Source organism: Nocardia sp. CA-151230 (assembly GCF_050942175.1).
Classification (GTDB): Bacteria; Actinomycetota; Actinomycetes; order Mycobacteriales; family Mycobacteriaceae; genus Nocardia.
Genome location: NZ_CP192061.1, coordinates 6442105 through 6458865 on the forward strand (window position 1 = coordinate 6442105; position 16761 = coordinate 6458865).

The window sequence follows — 16761 nt, forward strand, 5'->3', positions numbered from 1 at the left end:
CGGCGCGGTCGCGGTCGGCGACTTCGAGCGCTGCGCTGCGGCTGTTGGCGGGATTCGACACGGGTCGAGCATAGGGGGACACCCTCGCAATGGCAACCATATTCGCAATCGACCCATGGGTAACTTCGCCGCAGGTCACCGGATATGCGACGGGCGCCACACCGGCCCGCGAAAGAGTGCGAGCAAACACCATTCGACCCGCAGACATCCGATATATGAACACGCCCAGCTCACGGCCGGTCCGCCTCCCCGAAACTCGAGCGGACGGCAGCGTGCCGCCGGAGTCGCGCACCCGTGCCTGCGGTCAGGTGAGTGCCCGAATTTCGGACGCACCCGGCGAGTTACCCATGGCACAGCGAAATCGGTTGTCACGTACCGAACGCCTCGACTGCGCCGGCCGCGCTCGCCTCTAGTGCGCGGCCGAATCCCAGCTGCGGCCCACGCCCACCGAGACCTCGAGCGGCACCGAGAGTTCGATGGCATTGGACATGTGCTCGCGCGCAAGCGATTCCAGTTGCTCGCGCTCGCCGGGAGCGACCTCGAAGACGAGTTCGTCGTGAATTTGCAGGAGCATCCGGGACTTCAGCCCGGCCGCCCGGATCGCCTGCTGGGTGTCGATCATGGCGACCTTGATGATGTCGGCGGCCGTGCCCTGGATGGGGGCGTTGAGGGCCATCCGCTCGGCGGCCTCGCGACGCTGCCGGTTGCTGGAATCCAGATCCGGCAGGTAGCGGCGGCGGCCGAAGAGGGTCTCGGTGTAGCCGATCTTGCGGGCCTGCTCGACGGCGTCGCGCAGGTAGTCGCGGATGGCGCCGAAACGGTTGAAGTAGATGTCCATCTGGACCTTGGCCTCGTCGGCGCTGATCTTCAACTGCTGGGACAGGCCGTAGGCGGACAGCCCGTAGGCCAGGCCGTACGACATCGCCTTGATGCGGCGGCGCAGTTCCGGATCCACGTCGGAGATGGGAATGTCGAAGGCCTTGGAGGCGACGAAGTTGTGCAGGTCCTCGCCGGAGTTGAAGGCCTCGATCAGGCCCTCGTCCTTGGAGAGGTGGGCCATGATCCGCATTTCGATCTGGCTGTAGTCGGCGGTCATCAGCGATTCGAAGCCCGTGCCCACCACGAAGGTGTCGCGGATGCGGCGGCCCATATCGGTGCGGATCGGGATGTTCTGCAGGTTGGGCTCGGTCGAGGAGAGCCGGCCGGTGGCCGCGACCGTCTGATTGAAGGTGGTGTGGATGCGGCCGTCGTCGGCGACCGACTTGAGCAGGCCGTCCACGGTCACCTTCAGACGGGTGGCGTCGCGGTGCTCGAGCAGGTGCTGCAGGAACGGGTGCTGGGTCTTCTCGTAGAGACCCTCGAGCGCGTCGGCGTCGGTGGTGTAGCCGGTCTTGGTGCGCTTGGTCTTCGGCATGTCGAGCTCGTCGAACAGCACCACCTGCAGCTGCTTGGGCGAGCCCAGGTTGATCTGCTTGCCGATCACCCCGTAGGCATTGTTGGCGGCCTCGGCGACGCGGTCGGCGAACTCGCGCTGCAGCTCCTCCAGCTGGGCGGAGTCGACGGCGACGCCCGCGGCCTCCAGATCGGCGAGCACGCTCAGCAGCGGGAGTTCCATATCGCGCAGCAGGGCGGTCGATTCGATGCGCTCGAGTTCGGTGTCGAAGGCGTCGGCGAGGTCGGAAACCGCACGGGCGCGCAGCATCTGGGCATTGGCGACCTCGGCGTCGACCTGTTCCTCGTCGTCGAGCAGCGACAGCTGGGCCTCGCCCACATTGTCGACCCGCAACTCCCGGCTCAGGTACCGCAGCGACAGGTCCTCCAGGTTGAAGGTGCGCTGGCCGGGCAGGATCAGGTAGGCGGCCAGCGCGGTGTCGCTGGTGAGCCCGCCCAGCTGCCAGCCGCGGCCGCGCAGTGCGTGCATGGCGGTCTTGGCCTCGTGCAACGCCTTCGGGATCTCGGCGTCGGCGAGCCAGGCGCCCAGCGCCTTCTCGTCCTCCGGGGTGAGGGTGTGCACGTCGATGTAGGCGCCCTCGCCGTCGGCGGCGGCCAGCGCGATGGCCTGGGTGTCGCCGTTGATCGGCGAACCGGCGCCGACCACGGAAACACCGTGCCGCACACCGGTTCCGGCGTGCTCTGCCAGCCAGTCCGCGACCGTGCCCGCCGCGAGGGTACTGCCGCTGATCTCGAAACCGGCCTCGGCCTCGGGCTCCACCGGGGCCAGGGTGTCGAAGAGGCGATCGCGCAGGACGCGGAACTCCAGCTCGTCGAACAGGCGGTGGATCTTCTCCCGGTCCCACGGCTGCACGGCCAGCTGCTCCGGGGTGTAGGGCAGCGGCACGTCCTTCACCATCTCGGTGAGCTGACGGTTGAGCACGACGCTGGACAGGTTGGCGCGCAACGCGTCTCCGACCTTGCCCTTGACCTTGTCCACCTGGTCGACCAGCGTGGCCAGATCACCGTATTCGCGCACCCACTTGGCGGCGGTCTTCTCCCCCACGCCCGGGATGCCGGGCAGGTTGTCGCTCGGGTCGCCGCGCAGCGCCGCGAAGTCCGGATACTGCTGCGGGGTGAGCCCGTACTTCTCCTCCACCGCCGCCGGGGTGAACCGGGTCAGCTCGGAGACGCCCTTCTTCGGGTAGAGGACGGTGACGTTGTCGTTGACCAGCTGCAGCGAATCGCGGTCACCGGTCACGATGAGCACCCGGAAACCCTCCGGCACGGCCTGCGTGGTGAGGGTGGCGATCAGATCGTCCGCCTCGTACCCCTCGATGGCCATCACCGGAATCCCCAGTGCCCCCAGCACTTCCTGGGTGGTCTCCACCTGGCCCCTGAACTCGTCGGGCGTGCTGATCCGGTTCGCCTTGTACTCGGGGAACGCCTCGGTCCGGAAGGTCTTCCGGCTCACGTCGAACGCCGCCGCCACATGCGTGGGCTTCTCGTCCCGCAGCAGATTGATCAGCATCGCCGTGAATCCGTACACGGCATTGGTGGTCTGCCCACTCTGCGTCTTGAAGTTCTCCGCCGGCAGCGCATAGAACGCGCGATAGGCCAGCGAATGCCCATCCAGCAGCAGCAGGGTCGGCTGCTCCCCGGACGCAGATGCGGGCACAACACCAGGACGCTGATCAGTAGAGGCAGGGGTCACCCGACAGAGTCTAGGTATCCCCTCCGACATCGGTGGGCAGCGGGCATACTCGGCCCGTCGCCGCAGGTCAGCAAAACCGATTTCATCGCGGCCGGGCTACCTGGTAGCGTATGCCCTCGCCAAGGGGTGTAGCTCAATTGGCAGAGCAGCCGTCTCCAAAGCGGCAGGTTGCAGGTTCGATTCCTGTCGCCCCTGCAGAAGGCTTCGGGCCGGTCACCGGAAGGTGACCGGCCCGAATGCTTTTCGGGATCGGGGCGTCAGCCGACGCCGAGGTAGGCGGACTTGACGGCGGGGTCGTGCAGGAGGGCCCGGCCGCCGCCGGTCTTGGTGACCTCGCCGGTTTCCAGGATGTAGGCGCGGTCGCTGCGGGTCAGGGCCTGCTGGGCGTTCTGCTCGACCAGCAGGACCGTGGTGCCCTGGGCGTTGATGTCGGCGATGATGCGGAAGATCTGCTGGATCACCATGGGGGCCAAGCCCATTGACGGCTCGTCCAGCAGCAGCAGCTGGGGGCGGGCCATGAGGGCGCGGCCGATGGCCAGCATCTGCTGCTCGCCGCCGGAGAGGGTGCCGCCCACCTGGCGTCGGCGTTCGAGCAGTCGGGGGAAGAGCTCGTAGACCCAGTCCAGGGTGTGGGTGTAGTCGGCCTTGGCCTTGAACGGTCGTGCGTGGCAACCCATGTCGAGGTTTTCCTGGACCGTCATGCCGGGGAAGACCCCGCGGCCCTCGGGGGCCTGGATCAGGCCCGCCACGACGCGTTCGTGGGCCTTCATGCGGGTGATGTCGCGGCCCTGGAACGTGATACGGCCGCGGGAGAGCGGCAGCAGGCCGGACAGTGCCCGCATGGTGGTGGTCTTGCCCGCGCCATTGGCGCCCAGCAGGGTCACCAGCTCGCCCTGGCCGACCGACAGCGAGATGCCGTGCAGGGCTTGGATTCTGCCGTAGTTGACCACCATGTCCTCGACCGTCAGCAGGGGCTGATCGGACGGGGTTTCCGGCACGTCCGGCACCGGGATGGGCTTGGCCAGGTCCGGAATCGGTTGTGCGCCAGGCTTGCCCGGGTCCACGTCCGCACCCGCGTCCGGCGTGGCCTGCTCGGCGCCACTGTCCGCGGCCTCCGCCTCGTCGGGTACGCCCAGATACGCATTGATCACCGCCGGGTCCTGGCGGATCTGGTCCGGCAGGCCGTCGGCGATCTTGCGGCCGAACTCGAGCACCACGATGCGGTCGGTCACGCCCATCACCAGCCGCATGTCGTGCTCGATGAGCAGCACGGTGTAGCCGTCGTCGCGGATCTTGCGAATCAGATCCATGAGCGCCGACTTCTCGCTCGGATTGAAGCCGGCGGCCGGCTCGTCCAGGCACAGCAGTTTCGGTTCCGTCGCCAGCGCACGGGCGATCTCCAGGCGGCGCTGATCGCCGTAGGAGAGATTGCGCGCCTTCTCCACCGCATGTGCGGCGATGCCGACGAATTCCAGGAGCGCCATGCCTCTTTCGAGCGAGTCGCGTTCCTCGCTCCGGTGCCGCGCGGTACGGAGGATGGCGCCCGGGACCGAGGTCTTGTGCCGGGCGTCCGCGCCCACCACGACGTTCTCCAGCGCCGTCATCTCACCGAAGAGCCGGATGTTCTGGAAAGTGCGCGCGATACCGAGTCGGGTGATCTCGTTGCGCTTGGTCTTGGTGAGCGGCTTGCCGTCGAAGTAGACGGTGCCGCCGGACGGCCGGTACACGCCGGAGATGGCGTTGAAGCAGGTCGTCTTGCCCGCGCCATTGGGTCCGATGAGCCCGAGGATCTCGCCGCGGCGGATCTCGAAGCTCACGGCGTCCAGCGCGGTGAGACCACCGAACTTCACCGTCAGCCCGTCGGTGCGCAGCAGCGGCGCACCGATCGCGGTCTCTATCTCCCGGTGCGGCGCAACGACTTCCGCGACCACACCCTGGTCCTTGTAGACCGGCAGCACCTCGGTCACGTCCAGCGTGCCCGCGCTGGGCTCGACCTCCGGCGCCGCGTACCCGGCCGCCATGTCCTCGTTGTCGAAGAGCGCGTCGCCCGGCCCCGTCATTGCCCCGCTCCCGTCGCCTGCGCGGCCACCACCGGCCGTCGCACCGCCCGATACACCTGCCGCCCGTAGGCGAGCAGTTTCTGCCGGGCCGGGAACAGACCCTGCGGCCGGAAGATCATCACCACCACCAGCGTGAGTCCGAAGAACAGATACTTGTAGTCGCCCAGCGACTGCCCGCCCACGTTCACCGACATGAATCGGTTGGGCAGGTACACGATCAGGAACGCGCCGACGATCACGCCGAGCTTGTTGCCCTGGCCACCCAGCACCACCGCGCACAGGAACAGCATCGAGTTGATGACATTGAATCCGGCCGGATTGATGAACTGCACCTGGCCCGCGTACAGCGCGCCGGACAGGCCGCCGATGGCCGCGCCGATGGTGAAGGCCCACAGTTTGAACTTGAAGGTGGGTACGCCCATGATCTCGGCAGCGTCCTCGTCCTCGCGGATGGCGACCCAGGCGCGGCCGACACGGCTGCGCTCGAGATTGCCGACCAGCATCAGCACGCCGACCACCAGCACGATGCCGAGCCAATACCACCAGGTGCCGGAGTTGGCCCGGTCCAACGGATTCCAGCTGCTCGTGTCGCCCAGGTTGCCGGAGGAGAAGTAGCCGCCGGGGTGACTGTCCGACTCACCGAGCTTCGGATACTGGATCCGCGACAGCCCGAGGCTGCCATTGGTGATCTCGGGCAGATTGTCGGCCAGCAGTCGCACGATCTCACCGAAGCCGAGGGTCACGATGGCGAGGTAGTCGCCACGCAGGCGCAGGGTGGGCGTCCCCAGGATCAGGCCGGAGATGGCCGTCAGCAGGATCGCGATCGGCACACATGCCAGCCACGCCCACGTGGGGTCGAGGAAGCCGCCGTTGGTCTGATTCCACGGGCTGTTCGGGCTGGTGAGCAGACCCACCGAATACGCGCCGACCGCGTAGAAGCCGACATAACCGAGGTCGAGCAGACCCGCCTGTCCCACAACCACATTCAGGCCGATGGCGATGAGGGCGTACATGGCGAACTGCGCCATCACCCCGCCGAAACTGGTGCCGGGAGTGTCCAGCAGCGGCAGTTTGAACAGCGGCAGTACGGCCAGCACGATGACCGCCGGCACGCCGAACGCCCACTGCGCCGGGCGGGACAGCCCGCCCCACCAGTTCCGGATGGCGTCACCGACGCCGCGCCCGGCGGGCGAATGCTGTGCCACGGGCGATGGTTTCGTCGTCGTCATGCCCGCGCCCTCCCCAGGCTCTCGCCCAGGATGCCGGTCGGGCGAATCATCAGCACGCCGACCAGCACCACGAAGGCCACCACGTCACGCCACTGCGTGCCGAACAGGATCTGCCCGTAATCCTCGGCCAGACCCAGCAGCAGGCCGCCCAGCAGGGCGCCGCGCAGGTTGCCGATGCCGCCCAGCACCGCGGCGCTGAACGCCTTGATGCCCAGGATGAATCCGCCGTTGTAGATGATGCCGTTGGGGATCTTGAGCGTGTACAGCAGCGCGGCCGCACCCGCGAGCACGCCGCCGATGAGGAAGGTCAGCATGATGACCCGCTCCCGGGAGACGCCCATCAGTGTGGCGGTATCGGGGTCCTGCGCCACCGCGCGAATGCTGCGGCCGAATTTCGTTTTATTGATGAGCAATTCGGTGGTGAGCGCCAGCGCGATTGCCGCCAGTACGATCACCAGCGAGATATTGGTGACCGAGGCGCCGAAGATCTGGAACTGCTCGGTGGGCTTCACCAGCACGATCGGCTGCTGCGCATTGGTGCCGCCGAGCTTGTTGCCGGTCAGCTTCGGCAGCACGTAATGCACGAATTCCTGCAGTACGAACGACATTCCGATCGCGGTGATCAGGAAGATAAGCGGTTTCGCGCCGCGTTTGCGCAGCGGGCGGTACGCGACCCGCTCCAGGCCCACCGCGGCCGCGCCGGAGACCAGCATGCCGAAGACCATGGCGGCGCCGAGATAGATGACGGTCGAGACGACGCCCTGGGAATACACGTCGCCACTGGCGGCGAATCCGAAGACCATCAGCCCGACCAGCTGGCCGAACATGCCCAGCATGAAAACTTCCGAATGGGCGAAATTGATCAGGCGCAACACACCGTAGACCAGTGTGTATCCGACCGCGACCAGGGCGTAGATCGAACCGTACGTCAAACCTTCGACGGTCAGCCGCCAGAATTGGTCGACTACGCCGGAGACATTGAATTCGATGGAACTGCTCGCAAGGAGGGTCACATCGGCCAGAGCGGGTGCAGACATTCGTTACTTTCGCCGTCCGAGGAAAACAGCGTGTGCCGAAATCTATTCGGCACACGCTGTTCCGAATAGTGAGTGCTACTTGACCTGGTACATCCAGATCAACGCGTTCGCCAATTCACCGGTGGGGCCCCACTTGTATTCGCGGGCCAGGCCCTGGCCGTCGTAGTTGCGCACGTAATCGACCAGATCGGGGCGGGTGACCTTGCCGGCCTCGATGCCCTTGAGCACGATGGTGGTCAGGTCGTAGCCCTCGGTCGAATAGGTGCCCGGGTCATAGTTGTTGAATGCCTTGTAGGCGGTGGTGAACTTGTCCGTCGCCGGACCACACGGGCACGACAGCAGCGCGTCCTTGGAGGAATTGCCCGCCTGCTTGACGAACTCGACGTCCTTGGTGCCGTCGTCGGAGATGAAGGTCGCGGTCACGCCGCCATTGCGCAGCTGGCTGACCAGCGGGGACGCCTCGGCGTAGTAGCCGGCGTAGAAGATGGCGTCCGGCTTGGCCGAGGCCATCTTGGACACCGTCGCGGAGAAGTCCTTGTCCTTCTGCTTCACGTTGGCCGTGCAGCTCTGGTCGGCGATCGAGCCCAGGCCCTCGGTGACGGTCTTGGCCAGGCCGGTGCCGTAATCCGAGTCGTCGGCGATGACGCAGATCTTCTTGAACTTGCCGGTGCCCTTGAGGTATCCGGCCACGGCCGGACCCTGGATGCCATCGTTGCCCAGGCCCCGGAAGAAGTTGTTCCAGCCGTTGGTGGTGAGGGTGACGTTGGTGGCCGACGGCGTCAGCGACAGCAGATTGGCCTGGTTGAGGATCGCGCCGGTCGCCTTGGTCTCGCCGGAGAAGGTCGGGCCGATCAGGGCCACGATCGACGGATCGCTGACGATGGTCGGGATGACCTGGGTGGCCTTCTGCGGGTCGCCCTCGGTGTCGAATTCCTTGACCGTCACCTGGCAGCCCGGGTTGGCCTTGTTGTGCTGGTCCAGCGCCAGTTTCACGCCGCGGATGATGTTCAGGCCGAGGTTGGCGTTGTCACCGGTCAGCGGGCCCGCCATCGCGATCGTCTGGGGAGCGCATTTCCCCTTGCCGTCGCCGGCCGGATCCGCGGCCGCGCTGGTGTCCTTCGCCGGAACTTCCTTGCCCTGGCCGTCCACCTGCACGAGAGGCTGAATGGTCAGATTCGAGCCGCCGCCCGAATTATCCGTTGATTTGCTACTGCATCCCGCCGACGCCAGAGCGAGTACGGCCGCCGCTCCGATGACCACCGCTCGCGCCGTACGACTGCGTCGCAGGGACGACGTGCGCGTCAATGAACCAAGCACGATTCACCTCATGTTCTGTGCTCCCCCGGGGTGACCGAGGAGGGCCGCCCCATCGATCGGCCCGTCCAGAACATAGCCCCGCTACGTTAGCTCCGCATCACATTCGAATCATCCATGTGACATCGCAACAAAAGCGGAGCGCCCTGCTGTTACCGCACTGTTAATTTCTCCAGTGCATTAGCGGCAACAACAGGGCGACGACGCGGCAAATGCGGCTTACTTCGGCGCGAGGTTCTCCAGCACCACTTCCGCGACCGCCTTCATGGTGGTGCGACGATCCATGGCCGTGCGCTGAATCCACTTGAACGCCTGCGGCTCGGATAGTCCCTGGGTCTGCATCAGCACACCCTTGGCACGCTCGACCAGCTTGCGCGTCTCGAGCCGGTCGGTCAGATTCGCGACCTCGCTCTCGAGCGCCGCGATCTCGTGGAATCGCGATGCGGCCAATTCGATGGCCGGCACCAGATCCGACTTGGTGAAGGGCTTCACCAGGTACGCCATCGCGCCCGCGTCGCGCGCCCGCTCCACCAGGTCACGCTGGCTGAAGGCGGTCAGGATGACCACCGGCGCAACGCGTTTCGACGCGATCTCGGCCGCCGCGTCGATGCCGTCCCGACGCGGCATCTTCACGTCCATGATCACCAGATCCGGCCGCAGCTCCTCGGCGAGATCCACGGCCTGCTGACCGTCTCCCGCCTCACCCACCACGTGATAGCCCTCCTCCGAGAGCATCTCCACCAGGTCCATCCGGATGAGCGCCTCGTCCTCGGCAACCACCACCCGCTTGGGGGCGGACGTCGCAGCGTCCTTCTTCGATCCGCCCCCTGCTGTCGTTCCCATAGATGAACCCCTGTCGCTTCCGAATACCGATACCCGATGCCACCTCGCCTTGCGCCACCCTCGCAGGACCAGCACGCATCGAGTCACCCCAAAGAGTACCGTTCACCCGCCCCCACAACCCACGTACCCAGCGCAAACCGACCAGTATCACAACCCGGTAGCTCCCCGACCCCCTCGATTAGTCTCTTCCCCCCTTCACCCGCTATCATTTCTTCCCGGTGCGCCGGGTTGGCGGAACTGGCAGACGCGACGGTCTCAAAAACCGTTGTCCGAAAGGACGTGTGGGTTCGAGTCCCACACTCGGCACCAAGGTAGAGGGCTGTTTCGGTGATCACCGGGACAGCCCTTCTTTTATTCCGGTACGCAGCCGGTACACAGCAGCCTGCGCGCCGGCTTCCATTCCGTTCGCGACGGCGTCCGGGTCGTCCGGGAACAGGTGGCCGTACAGGTCCAGGGTCAGCATGACCGTCTTGTGCCCCAGCATCCGTTGCACGACTTTGATATTCGTTCCGGCACTGATCGCCGGCGAGGCAGCTGTGCGCCGAAGTCCGTGCGGCACAACACCGATCAATCCGGTGTCCTTGGCCGCTCGGTCGAATACCCAGCGGAACTCCGTAGATGTCAGGAAGCCGCCCTTGTGGCCGGGAGACGAAGTAGCCGCATATAGTGCTGACCGAACCGGCCAGCGCTGAGCGGCCGAAGATCGACTGGCTGTGCAAAATCTGACGCGGGCCAGTAATCGCCGGTATCGCGTGCTGATGCTGAACTGTGAGATCAATTGCGGTACAGGACATCCGAAATATTGCGAGGTATGCCTCAGCTCGGTCGAAAACGCGGCCTCATGTCACACGGGCACCAAATTCGCACTCCTGGACGGGATTACCGGTGCAGTGACGTGATTGTCATCAGTTGCGGTCGGCCGGTACCGGTTGCGGCAGCTGCTCGGCGAGGGCGGTACGGGGCAGATGTATCGCGCGTTCGATACCGGGACCGAGACATCCGAGCGGGCGCGACTCACTCCCGGGACCGGACGTGTACCAGCGTTCCGCCATTGTTCGTTGCCGCTGGGTCAGGCGACGAAGGCCAGCCCGTAGAACACCCAGCTGGTCACCGCCGTGAGGGTCATGCCCGCCGCGGCGATCGGCGCCCACCGACGATGCCAGGCGCTGTGTACACCCGGGTGCGGTGGTGTCCCGAAGTTGCGGGCTGCCCGGATGATCACCACGGGCCACAGCACCACCGAGAACACGGCGAAGGCCAGGTGGATGACGAGCGCGGTCCACACCGTGGTCGAGGCCGTGCCGCCGACGACCCCGGCGGCCCGGTCCTGCCACCCGTTGAACCGCACATCCATTTCGAACAGCACCACCGCGGCGAGCAACCCGACCGCGAGCAGGATCTGGACCCCCTTGTGCAGTCCGAACTTTCGCTTGACCTTGGCCTGGTAGACGCTCCACGCCAGGACGGCGACCACGATCGCCATCACCAGCACCATGGTGTCCATCGCCCACGACGCCCTCGTGCCGAGGAAGCCGTCGACTCCGGGAAAGTCGTTCATCGTCGTGCCTTCATCTCTCTGCGGGGATATTTTCCCGACGCTGCGTCGGGAAGATCCGCGGATCGAGACTCTAGCAGCACCGACTCCCACCCCCGAGTCGCGCCATGGCCGCCGGTCGGCGCTCCGGCCTCGGACACTCCGCCTCGGATGCCCTACGCGCCCCCGAACACGTCGGGCACCGAAAAGATCACCACAGTCGCCGCGCCCTGAAGGGGTCCCGGACTGGCGAGGGTTGCGTATTCAACCGTCGGCGGTTGCGATCGATTCTTCGGACCATTCGGGCGTCTCGTTCGGCCACAGACGACGGACTACACTCGCAGCAGCGAATTGGCCGCCGAATCTGGTTGGCGGACAACGAATTCGCCGCGTCGTTCAGCGAGCCAGGCGCACCATCGCGAGTTCGCATTCGATGCATTCGGTGGCACTTGCAGTAATCGCCGGAAATCCAACGAAGCTTGCATGATCGCCGAAGGCCAGTCCCAACGTGAGGTCGCCCGCGGCGTCGGCGCCACCCCCCGCGATGGCCCCGGGGCGAGGTGAAGGCCACCGAAATCGACTGCGATACAGGCCGTCCGGCGTCGCTTCGGAACTCACTTTCCCGTGGCAACACACACGACGGCATGTCCGGGGTGGGGTTGCGAGAAGTGGTGTCCGGCAGGGGGTTCGGGGATGGTCAACCTCGGGTTGACGGGTTAGGGTGGCGGGATGCGCCTTGTGTTTGCCAGCCTCGCGACTGTGGGGCATGCGTATCCGCTGGTGCCGCTCGCGGTGGCGGCTCGGGAGGCGGGGTGTGAGGTGCATTTCGCGGTGGGAGCGGGGATGCACGGGGTGATCGGGCGGCATGGTTTGGAGGCGTTCCGGCCCGGGGATTGTTTTTCGGAGATGTACGCGGAGGACATTGCGGGGGATTTGGAGCGGTTGCGGCCGGATCTGGTGATTCACGAGTGGGGGGTGCCGGGGGCAGCGATCGCCGCGCGACGGGCGGGGATTCCGGGAGTGTGGCATGGGTTCGGACGGATGTTTCCGGAGGGGATCGGGCTGGAGAATCCGATGCGGATCGCCGAGGTGGAAGGAGTGCCGCATATTGATATTTGCCCGGCTTCGCTGCAGGACAAGGAATTTCTGATAGCGGAACGGATCGAGTTGCGGCCGGTTCCGTACCCGGAGACCGGGGGAATCTCCGCATTGCCGGGCATACCGACGTCTCGGCCACTGATCTACCTGACGCTGGGCACCGTATTCGGCACACCGGGACTGATCACACAGGCCGTGTCCGGCCTCTCTCGGCTCGACGCCCAGGTCATCGTCGCTGCGGGGCGGCTGGATCCGGACGAGCTCGGTGCGCTGCCGGGCAATGTCAGTGTGCACGGCTGGGTGCCGCAATCCCGGCTACTCCCCCATGTCGACGTTGTCGTGCATCACGGGGGCAGCGGCACCACCCTCGGTGCGCTGAATTCCGGGGTGCCTCAACTGGTCCTGCCGCAGGGGGCCGACCAGTTCGCGAATGCGGATGCGCTGGAGGCGGTGGGTGCGGCGATTCAGCTCGGGGCGGGCGAGGTCGACGCGGACACGATCGCCGATCGGGCGGCGCGGCTGCTGCCGCGGCGGGGCAATTCTTATCGCGAGGCGGCCGAGGCGGTCGCGGCGGAGATCGCTCGGATGCCCGGGCCGGATGAGGTCGTCGAGCGGCTGCGCGACCACGTCGTGGGCCGATAGGGGTACCAGGCTCCCGTACCGGGGCCGGGCGGGGATAAATCGGGGCGAACAGTCGGATTTCACTACGGCGGGCCGTCGCGTCGCGCATCATCGTGTCCGTAGGTCCGAGAGCATGGTGGAGGTTGCATGCGAATCCCGATATCCGCGTTGGCGAAAGTAGGGCCGGCCGGGGTCGGCCTGGCGGTGGCGGTTGTGGCGTTGTGCGCTGGCTGTGGGACGGAAACGGGCGGGTCGGCGGTACCGGCCGGTGCAGGATCGACGGCGGGAGCGACGACCGCGGCCAGGACGACGTCTTCGAAAGCAGCGAACCAGCCCGCGGACGGGTTGCCGGCGGCCTCGAACGGGACCGATCTCAGCGCCTGCTCCAACGGCAATTGCGAGGTCCGGGTCGACGGGCCGACCACGATTCCGGTTCCCGGATTGTCGCGAATCAGCAACGTCCGGATCGCGCAGATCGGCCTGGGCTCGGTCACCGCGTCGACGACGGTGTTCGGGTTGCCGGTCGTCGGGTCGACCACGGTCGGCGGCACCATCGCCCTGAACGGCCTGACCGTGAAGATCGTTGCCGTCCAGGGCAACTCGGCCGTCCTGCGGCTGAGCACCTAGGGCGAGCCGGGCCGCATCCACGCTCCGCCGGCGCACCGCACGCCGGGCTAGACTGCGGACAGGACGAGGAAACAGCGTTTTCGAACCGTGAGGACAGCGGCGCCGTAGTCCCGCACGGATCAGCGAAACGTGCGGAGGTCACGAATGCGGGTGAAGAGAATGACCGCGGACCTGTCCGAATATCCGGATCTGGTCGTGATCCTACTCGGGATGCGCGTGCGCAAGCCACGGGGAATCCTGCGGCTGCTGGGCGTCGGCCCCAAGCTGTATCGGTCGCATCACGATATGCCGGACGGGCTCCTGTCGCACGAGGATGTGGTGTGGTCGCTGTGGCCGCCACACTGGGGTGCGCGGCAGTACTGGCGGGATCTGGAGAGCCTGGAACGGTGGACGCGGTCGGACCCGCACCGGCAGTGGTGGCAGCAATTCCTGCGGGATTCCGGCGGCACCGGATTCTGGCACGAAGCCTATTTCGCCAGGGGCGGAATCGATTCCGTGTACGACGATATGTCCACGCCCACCGGGCTGGCCCGGTTCGCGCGAGCCGTCCCTGCTCGGGGGCGGTTGTTCTCGACACGCGGCCGGGTCGGCGATACGGTCCGGACCGGAGATCGGGCAGTGCCCGAAATCGCGCCCGTGATAACGGAATCCGCGTTGTACGGCACGACTGACACCAATAACCGTTCGGCTATTGATTTGCCGGACGCGAGCGGGCATGCTCACATTCCAGGGGCGTTGACCTGTTGCCAAACGGACACTCCGGTAAACGAGAACCAACATCAGGTGAGCGACATTCGACCGCGCGATGAACATCGCGGTTGAAACGTGTGATTCGGTCACGGAACTGTTTCGAAGCGACAACGGCGGGCATAAGTTATCCGCATGCATGTGCTGTTCGTGTGCAGCGGAAATGTTTGCCGATCCGTCATTGCCGAGCGCCTCACCCTGGCGGTGGCCGCTGACCACGGACTACAGGAGCTGTCCGCCGAGAGTGCCGGAGTACGCGCACTGGTCGGATTCCCCGTGGAACCCCTTGCCGCACAGACGATTGTGGGTCTCGGCGGCAACGCCGACAATTTCAAGGCCCGCCGCCTCAAGGCGGAGATGGTACACCGCGCCGACCTGGTGCTGGCCATGACCGAGAAGATTCGCGACCAGGTGCGCGAACTCGTGCCCGAGGCGCTCCCCCGCACCTTCACGCTGCTCGAGGCCTACCGGATCGCCAAGGTCAGCGGCGCGCGCACCGTGGTCGGACTGCACGCCGCGCGCAACGATCTCGCGTACGTCGGCCGGGAGAACATCTCCGACCCGGTCGGCCTGTCGCCGCAACAGTTTTGCGATGTCGGCGACCGTATCGCCGAAGCGCTGGTGCCGCTGCTCCTCGCCCTGCACGCCCATCAGCATCCGCAGGCCACACTGCGCCCGCGCAGCGCCGCGGACGGGCAACCGCCGCTGCTCGTGATAGACGGCGGCCGGGGCGAGCAGGGCCGACGAGCCGAGCACCTGCGGCCGGGCGAATACTCCGGGCCGGCAGTCGAACCGACCCGGCACGCGGCGGAATCCGCCGGATAGCAGGCAAATCCGGCATCCTGGCCCTGAACCGTCGCGTGTCAATGCACCTTGCTGCCTGCTGGGTCCGGTAAGGGATTACACTCTCGCGCGGAACACCTATCCGTTCCGCCGAACACCACTGCCGGTGGTTCGACACAAGAACAGGACCAAGGACATGCCGAAGCGAATTTCGGATGTTTCGCTCCATGTTTACGTGACACCTCAGACCCTGCACCGCGTCACCGAGACGGTGTGCCGGGTGGTCGACGAATACGTCGCCGATCGAGATATCTTCGCGTGGCGCTTCACCCTCCCGGTGGAGTGCGACGAACCCACCCACACTGTGCTCGAAACCCAGTGGCGGCTGGACAATCCCGACACGGACCCGGGTACCCGCCGCACCTACGAGATCGCGCTCAGCCTGGTGGGCGAGGCCCGTCAACTGACCAAGGCGGGCATCGCCAAGCTCGAGCAGCGCCTGGTGCTGGAACTGTCCGCCGACGAACCGATCCCCTACATCGTGCACGCCCTGCAGCGCGAGAACTTCGAGCTCGAAGAAAACCGCGAGCTGATCTAATTTTCGGAGCTCTCAGGGGCTTCGTCCCCGAACCCCCTCGAGATTTCGGGGGCTCCCCCCGGACCCCCGAGATTCGCCGTGCCCGATACCCGGAACGCGCCACACCCATACCCCGGAACGCGCCACGCCCCGGAACGCGCGTCGGGCCGCACCCCGAAGGGCACGGCCCGAGCATCTATGCGTCGTCGTCCGGCGATCGCGTGTCAGCGGCGCGCCGGGAAGTGGCGGATCACGCCCTCCTGCACGGTCGTCGCGAGCAGGTCGCCGTTCCGGGCGTAGAAGTGGCCGCGGGCCAGGCCGCGGGAACCCGCCGCCACGGGAGACTCGGTCGCGTAGAGCGACCAGTCGTCGAAGCGGAAGGGCCGGTGGAACCAGATGGAGTGGTTCACCGTGGCCGCGATGATGCGGTCCCAGCCCCAGGACAGCCCGTGCGTGGTGATGATGGAGTCCAGCACCGTGGTGTCGGACGAATATGCCAGCGCCGCAACGTGAATCAGCGGGTCGTCGGGCAGCTGCCCGTCGCTGCGCATCCAGACCCGGTTGTGACCGAGGCTCTCGCCCTTGCCCTTGAGGATCCAGGCCGGGTCGTTGGTGTAGCGCATCTCGATGGGATGCGGTGCGTCGACGAACATCTGGAGCTTGTCCTCCAGACCGACGAACGACTCCTCCACGCGCGGAAGGTCGTCCGGCCCCGGGACGTCGGGCAGGGGCGCGCCGTGCTCGAGCCCCTTGCCCCAGTCCTGGAAGGCGGCGAGCATGACGAACAGCTCCTGCCCGTCCTGGTACGCCGTGACCGTGCGGTTGGCGATGGAGCGGCCGTCCCGATGCCGATCGACGTGGTATTCGATCGGCTGCTTCGGGTCACCGCCACGTACGAAGTGCGCGTTGACCGCGTGGATCGGACGCTCCGGACCCACCGTCCGTCCCGCGGCGATGATCGCCTGCGAGACCAGCTGGCCGCCGAACGTGCGGCTCCACACCTTCTCGGGATGGTGTCCGAGGAAGATATCGGGGCCGTTCTCCTCCAGATCGAGCAGGCGCAGCAGCTCCCGCAGATCGTCGGACAGACCGGTCCCGTCGGGGTCCGCGACGACGTCCGAAGACGTCTCGTCCAGCGACGCACTC

Annotated in this window: 14 protein-coding genes, 2 tRNA genes and 1 pseudogene; 7 read left to right on the plus strand and 10 right to left on the minus strand. The window is 66.3% G+C overall.

The window, feature by feature from the left end; genetic code table 11:
- Nucleotides 1–409: 409 nt before the first annotated feature.
- Nucleotides 410–3145: a DNA polymerase I gene (polA, locus tag ACQP1O_RS30380; protein WP_433561842.1), complete on the minus strand. Its 2736-nt coding sequence runs from the start codon at nt 3143–3145 to the stop codon at nt 410–412.
- A gap of 122 nt (nt 3146–3267) precedes the next feature.
- Between polA and ACQP1O_RS30385 the strand changes: the two genes are divergently transcribed.
- Nucleotides 3268–3340 (plus strand) — tRNA-Trp (locus tag ACQP1O_RS30385).
- Between the two features lie 62 nt (nt 3341–3402).
- On the opposite strand, the gene ACQP1O_RS30390 is transcribed toward ACQP1O_RS30385, so the two are convergent.
- From ACQP1O_RS30390 to ACQP1O_RS30415, 6 genes and pseudogenes are all read right to left on the minus strand, one after another.
- The gene (locus tag ACQP1O_RS30390; RefSeq protein WP_433567848.1) at nt 3403–4098 is read right to left on the minus strand and encodes an ABC transporter ATP-binding protein; all 696 of its coding nucleotides are present in this window, start codon (nt 4096–4098) and stop codon (nt 3403–3405) included.
- Between the two features lie 165 nt (nt 4099–4263).
- Nucleotides 4264–5205: pseudogene (locus ACQP1O_RS30395) on the minus strand (ABC transporter ATP-binding protein); the annotation flags it as partial.
- Nucleotides 5202–6434 carry a branched-chain amino acid ABC transporter permease gene (locus ACQP1O_RS30400; protein WP_433561843.1) on the minus strand — a complete coding sequence of 411 codons (1233 nt, stop codon included), beginning with the start codon at nt 6432–6434 and terminating at the stop codon, nt 5202–5204. The pseudogene ACQP1O_RS30395 and the gene ACQP1O_RS30400, both read right to left, overlap by 4 nt.
- Nucleotides 6431–7471: a branched-chain amino acid ABC transporter permease gene (locus ACQP1O_RS30405; protein WP_354846087.1), complete on the minus strand. Its 1041-nt coding sequence runs from the start codon at nt 7469–7471 to the stop codon at nt 6431–6433. Before ACQP1O_RS30405 ends, ACQP1O_RS30400 begins: the two co-directional genes overlap by 4 nt.
- A gap of 75 nt (nt 7472–7546) precedes the next feature.
- Nucleotides 7547–8758 (minus strand): branched-chain amino acid ABC transporter substrate-binding protein, encoded by a 1212-nt coding sequence (locus tag ACQP1O_RS30410; RefSeq protein WP_433567849.1) that lies wholly within the window; start codon nt 8756–8758, stop codon nt 7547–7549.
- 246 nt (nt 8759–9004) lie between these two features.
- The gene (locus ACQP1O_RS30415) at nt 9005–9628 is read right to left on the minus strand and encodes an ANTAR domain-containing response regulator (RefSeq protein ID WP_433561844.1); all 624 of its coding nucleotides are present in this window, start codon (nt 9626–9628) and stop codon (nt 9005–9007) included.
- Nucleotides 9629–9850: 222 nt separating this feature from the next.
- Here ACQP1O_RS30415 and ACQP1O_RS30420 point away from each other — a divergent pair.
- Nucleotides 9851–9937 (plus strand) — tRNA-Leu (locus ACQP1O_RS30420).
- Between the two features lie 22 nt (nt 9938–9959).
- Here ACQP1O_RS30420 and ACQP1O_RS30425 read toward each other — a convergent pair.
- On the minus strand, nt 9960–10406 hold the full coding sequence (locus tag ACQP1O_RS30425) for a tyrosine-type recombinase/integrase (protein WP_433561845.1): 447 nt from the start codon (nt 10404–10406) through the stop codon (nt 9960–9962).
- Between the two features lie 291 nt (nt 10407–10697).
- Nucleotides 10698–11186, minus strand: a complete 489-nt coding sequence (locus ACQP1O_RS30430; protein ID WP_433561846.1) for a DUF420 domain-containing protein — start codon at nt 11184–11186, stop codon at nt 10698–10700.
- Nucleotides 11187–11891: 705 nt separating this feature from the next.
- Here ACQP1O_RS30430 and ACQP1O_RS30435 point away from each other — a divergent pair.
- From ACQP1O_RS30435 to ACQP1O_RS30455, 5 genes are all read left to right on the plus strand, one after another.
- Nucleotides 11892–12902, plus strand: a complete 1011-nt coding sequence (locus ACQP1O_RS30435; RefSeq protein WP_433561847.1) for a glycosyltransferase — start codon at nt 11892–11894, stop codon at nt 12900–12902.
- A gap of 420 nt (nt 12903–13322) precedes the next feature.
- Nucleotides 13323–13508, plus strand: a complete 186-nt coding sequence (locus tag ACQP1O_RS30440) for a hypothetical protein (protein WP_433561848.1) — start codon at nt 13323–13325, stop codon at nt 13506–13508.
- A gap of 144 nt (nt 13509–13652) precedes the next feature.
- Nucleotides 13653–14330 carry a phenylacetaldoxime dehydratase family protein gene (locus ACQP1O_RS30445; RefSeq protein ID WP_433561849.1) on the plus strand — a complete coding sequence of 226 codons (678 nt, stop codon included), beginning with the start codon at nt 13653–13655 and terminating at the stop codon, nt 14328–14330.
- A 60-nt stretch (nt 14331–14390) separates the two neighbouring features.
- The gene (locus ACQP1O_RS30450) at nt 14391–15080 is read left to right on the plus strand and encodes a low molecular weight phosphatase family protein (RefSeq protein ID WP_433561850.1); all 690 of its coding nucleotides are present in this window, start codon (nt 14391–14393) and stop codon (nt 15078–15080) included.
- Between the two features lie 193 nt (nt 15081–15273).
- Nucleotides 15274–15636 (plus strand): hypothetical protein, encoded by a 363-nt coding sequence (locus tag ACQP1O_RS30455; protein ID WP_433561851.1) that lies wholly within the window; start codon nt 15274–15276, stop codon nt 15634–15636.
- Nucleotides 15637–15839: 203 nt separating this feature from the next.
- Here the strand turns inward: ACQP1O_RS30455 and ACQP1O_RS30460 are convergent, their stop codons facing one another.
- On the minus strand, nt 15840–16703 hold the full coding sequence (locus ACQP1O_RS30460) for an acyl-CoA thioesterase (protein WP_433567850.1): 864 nt from the start codon (nt 16701–16703) through the stop codon (nt 15840–15842).
- Nucleotides 16704–16761 lie beyond the last annotated feature (58 nt).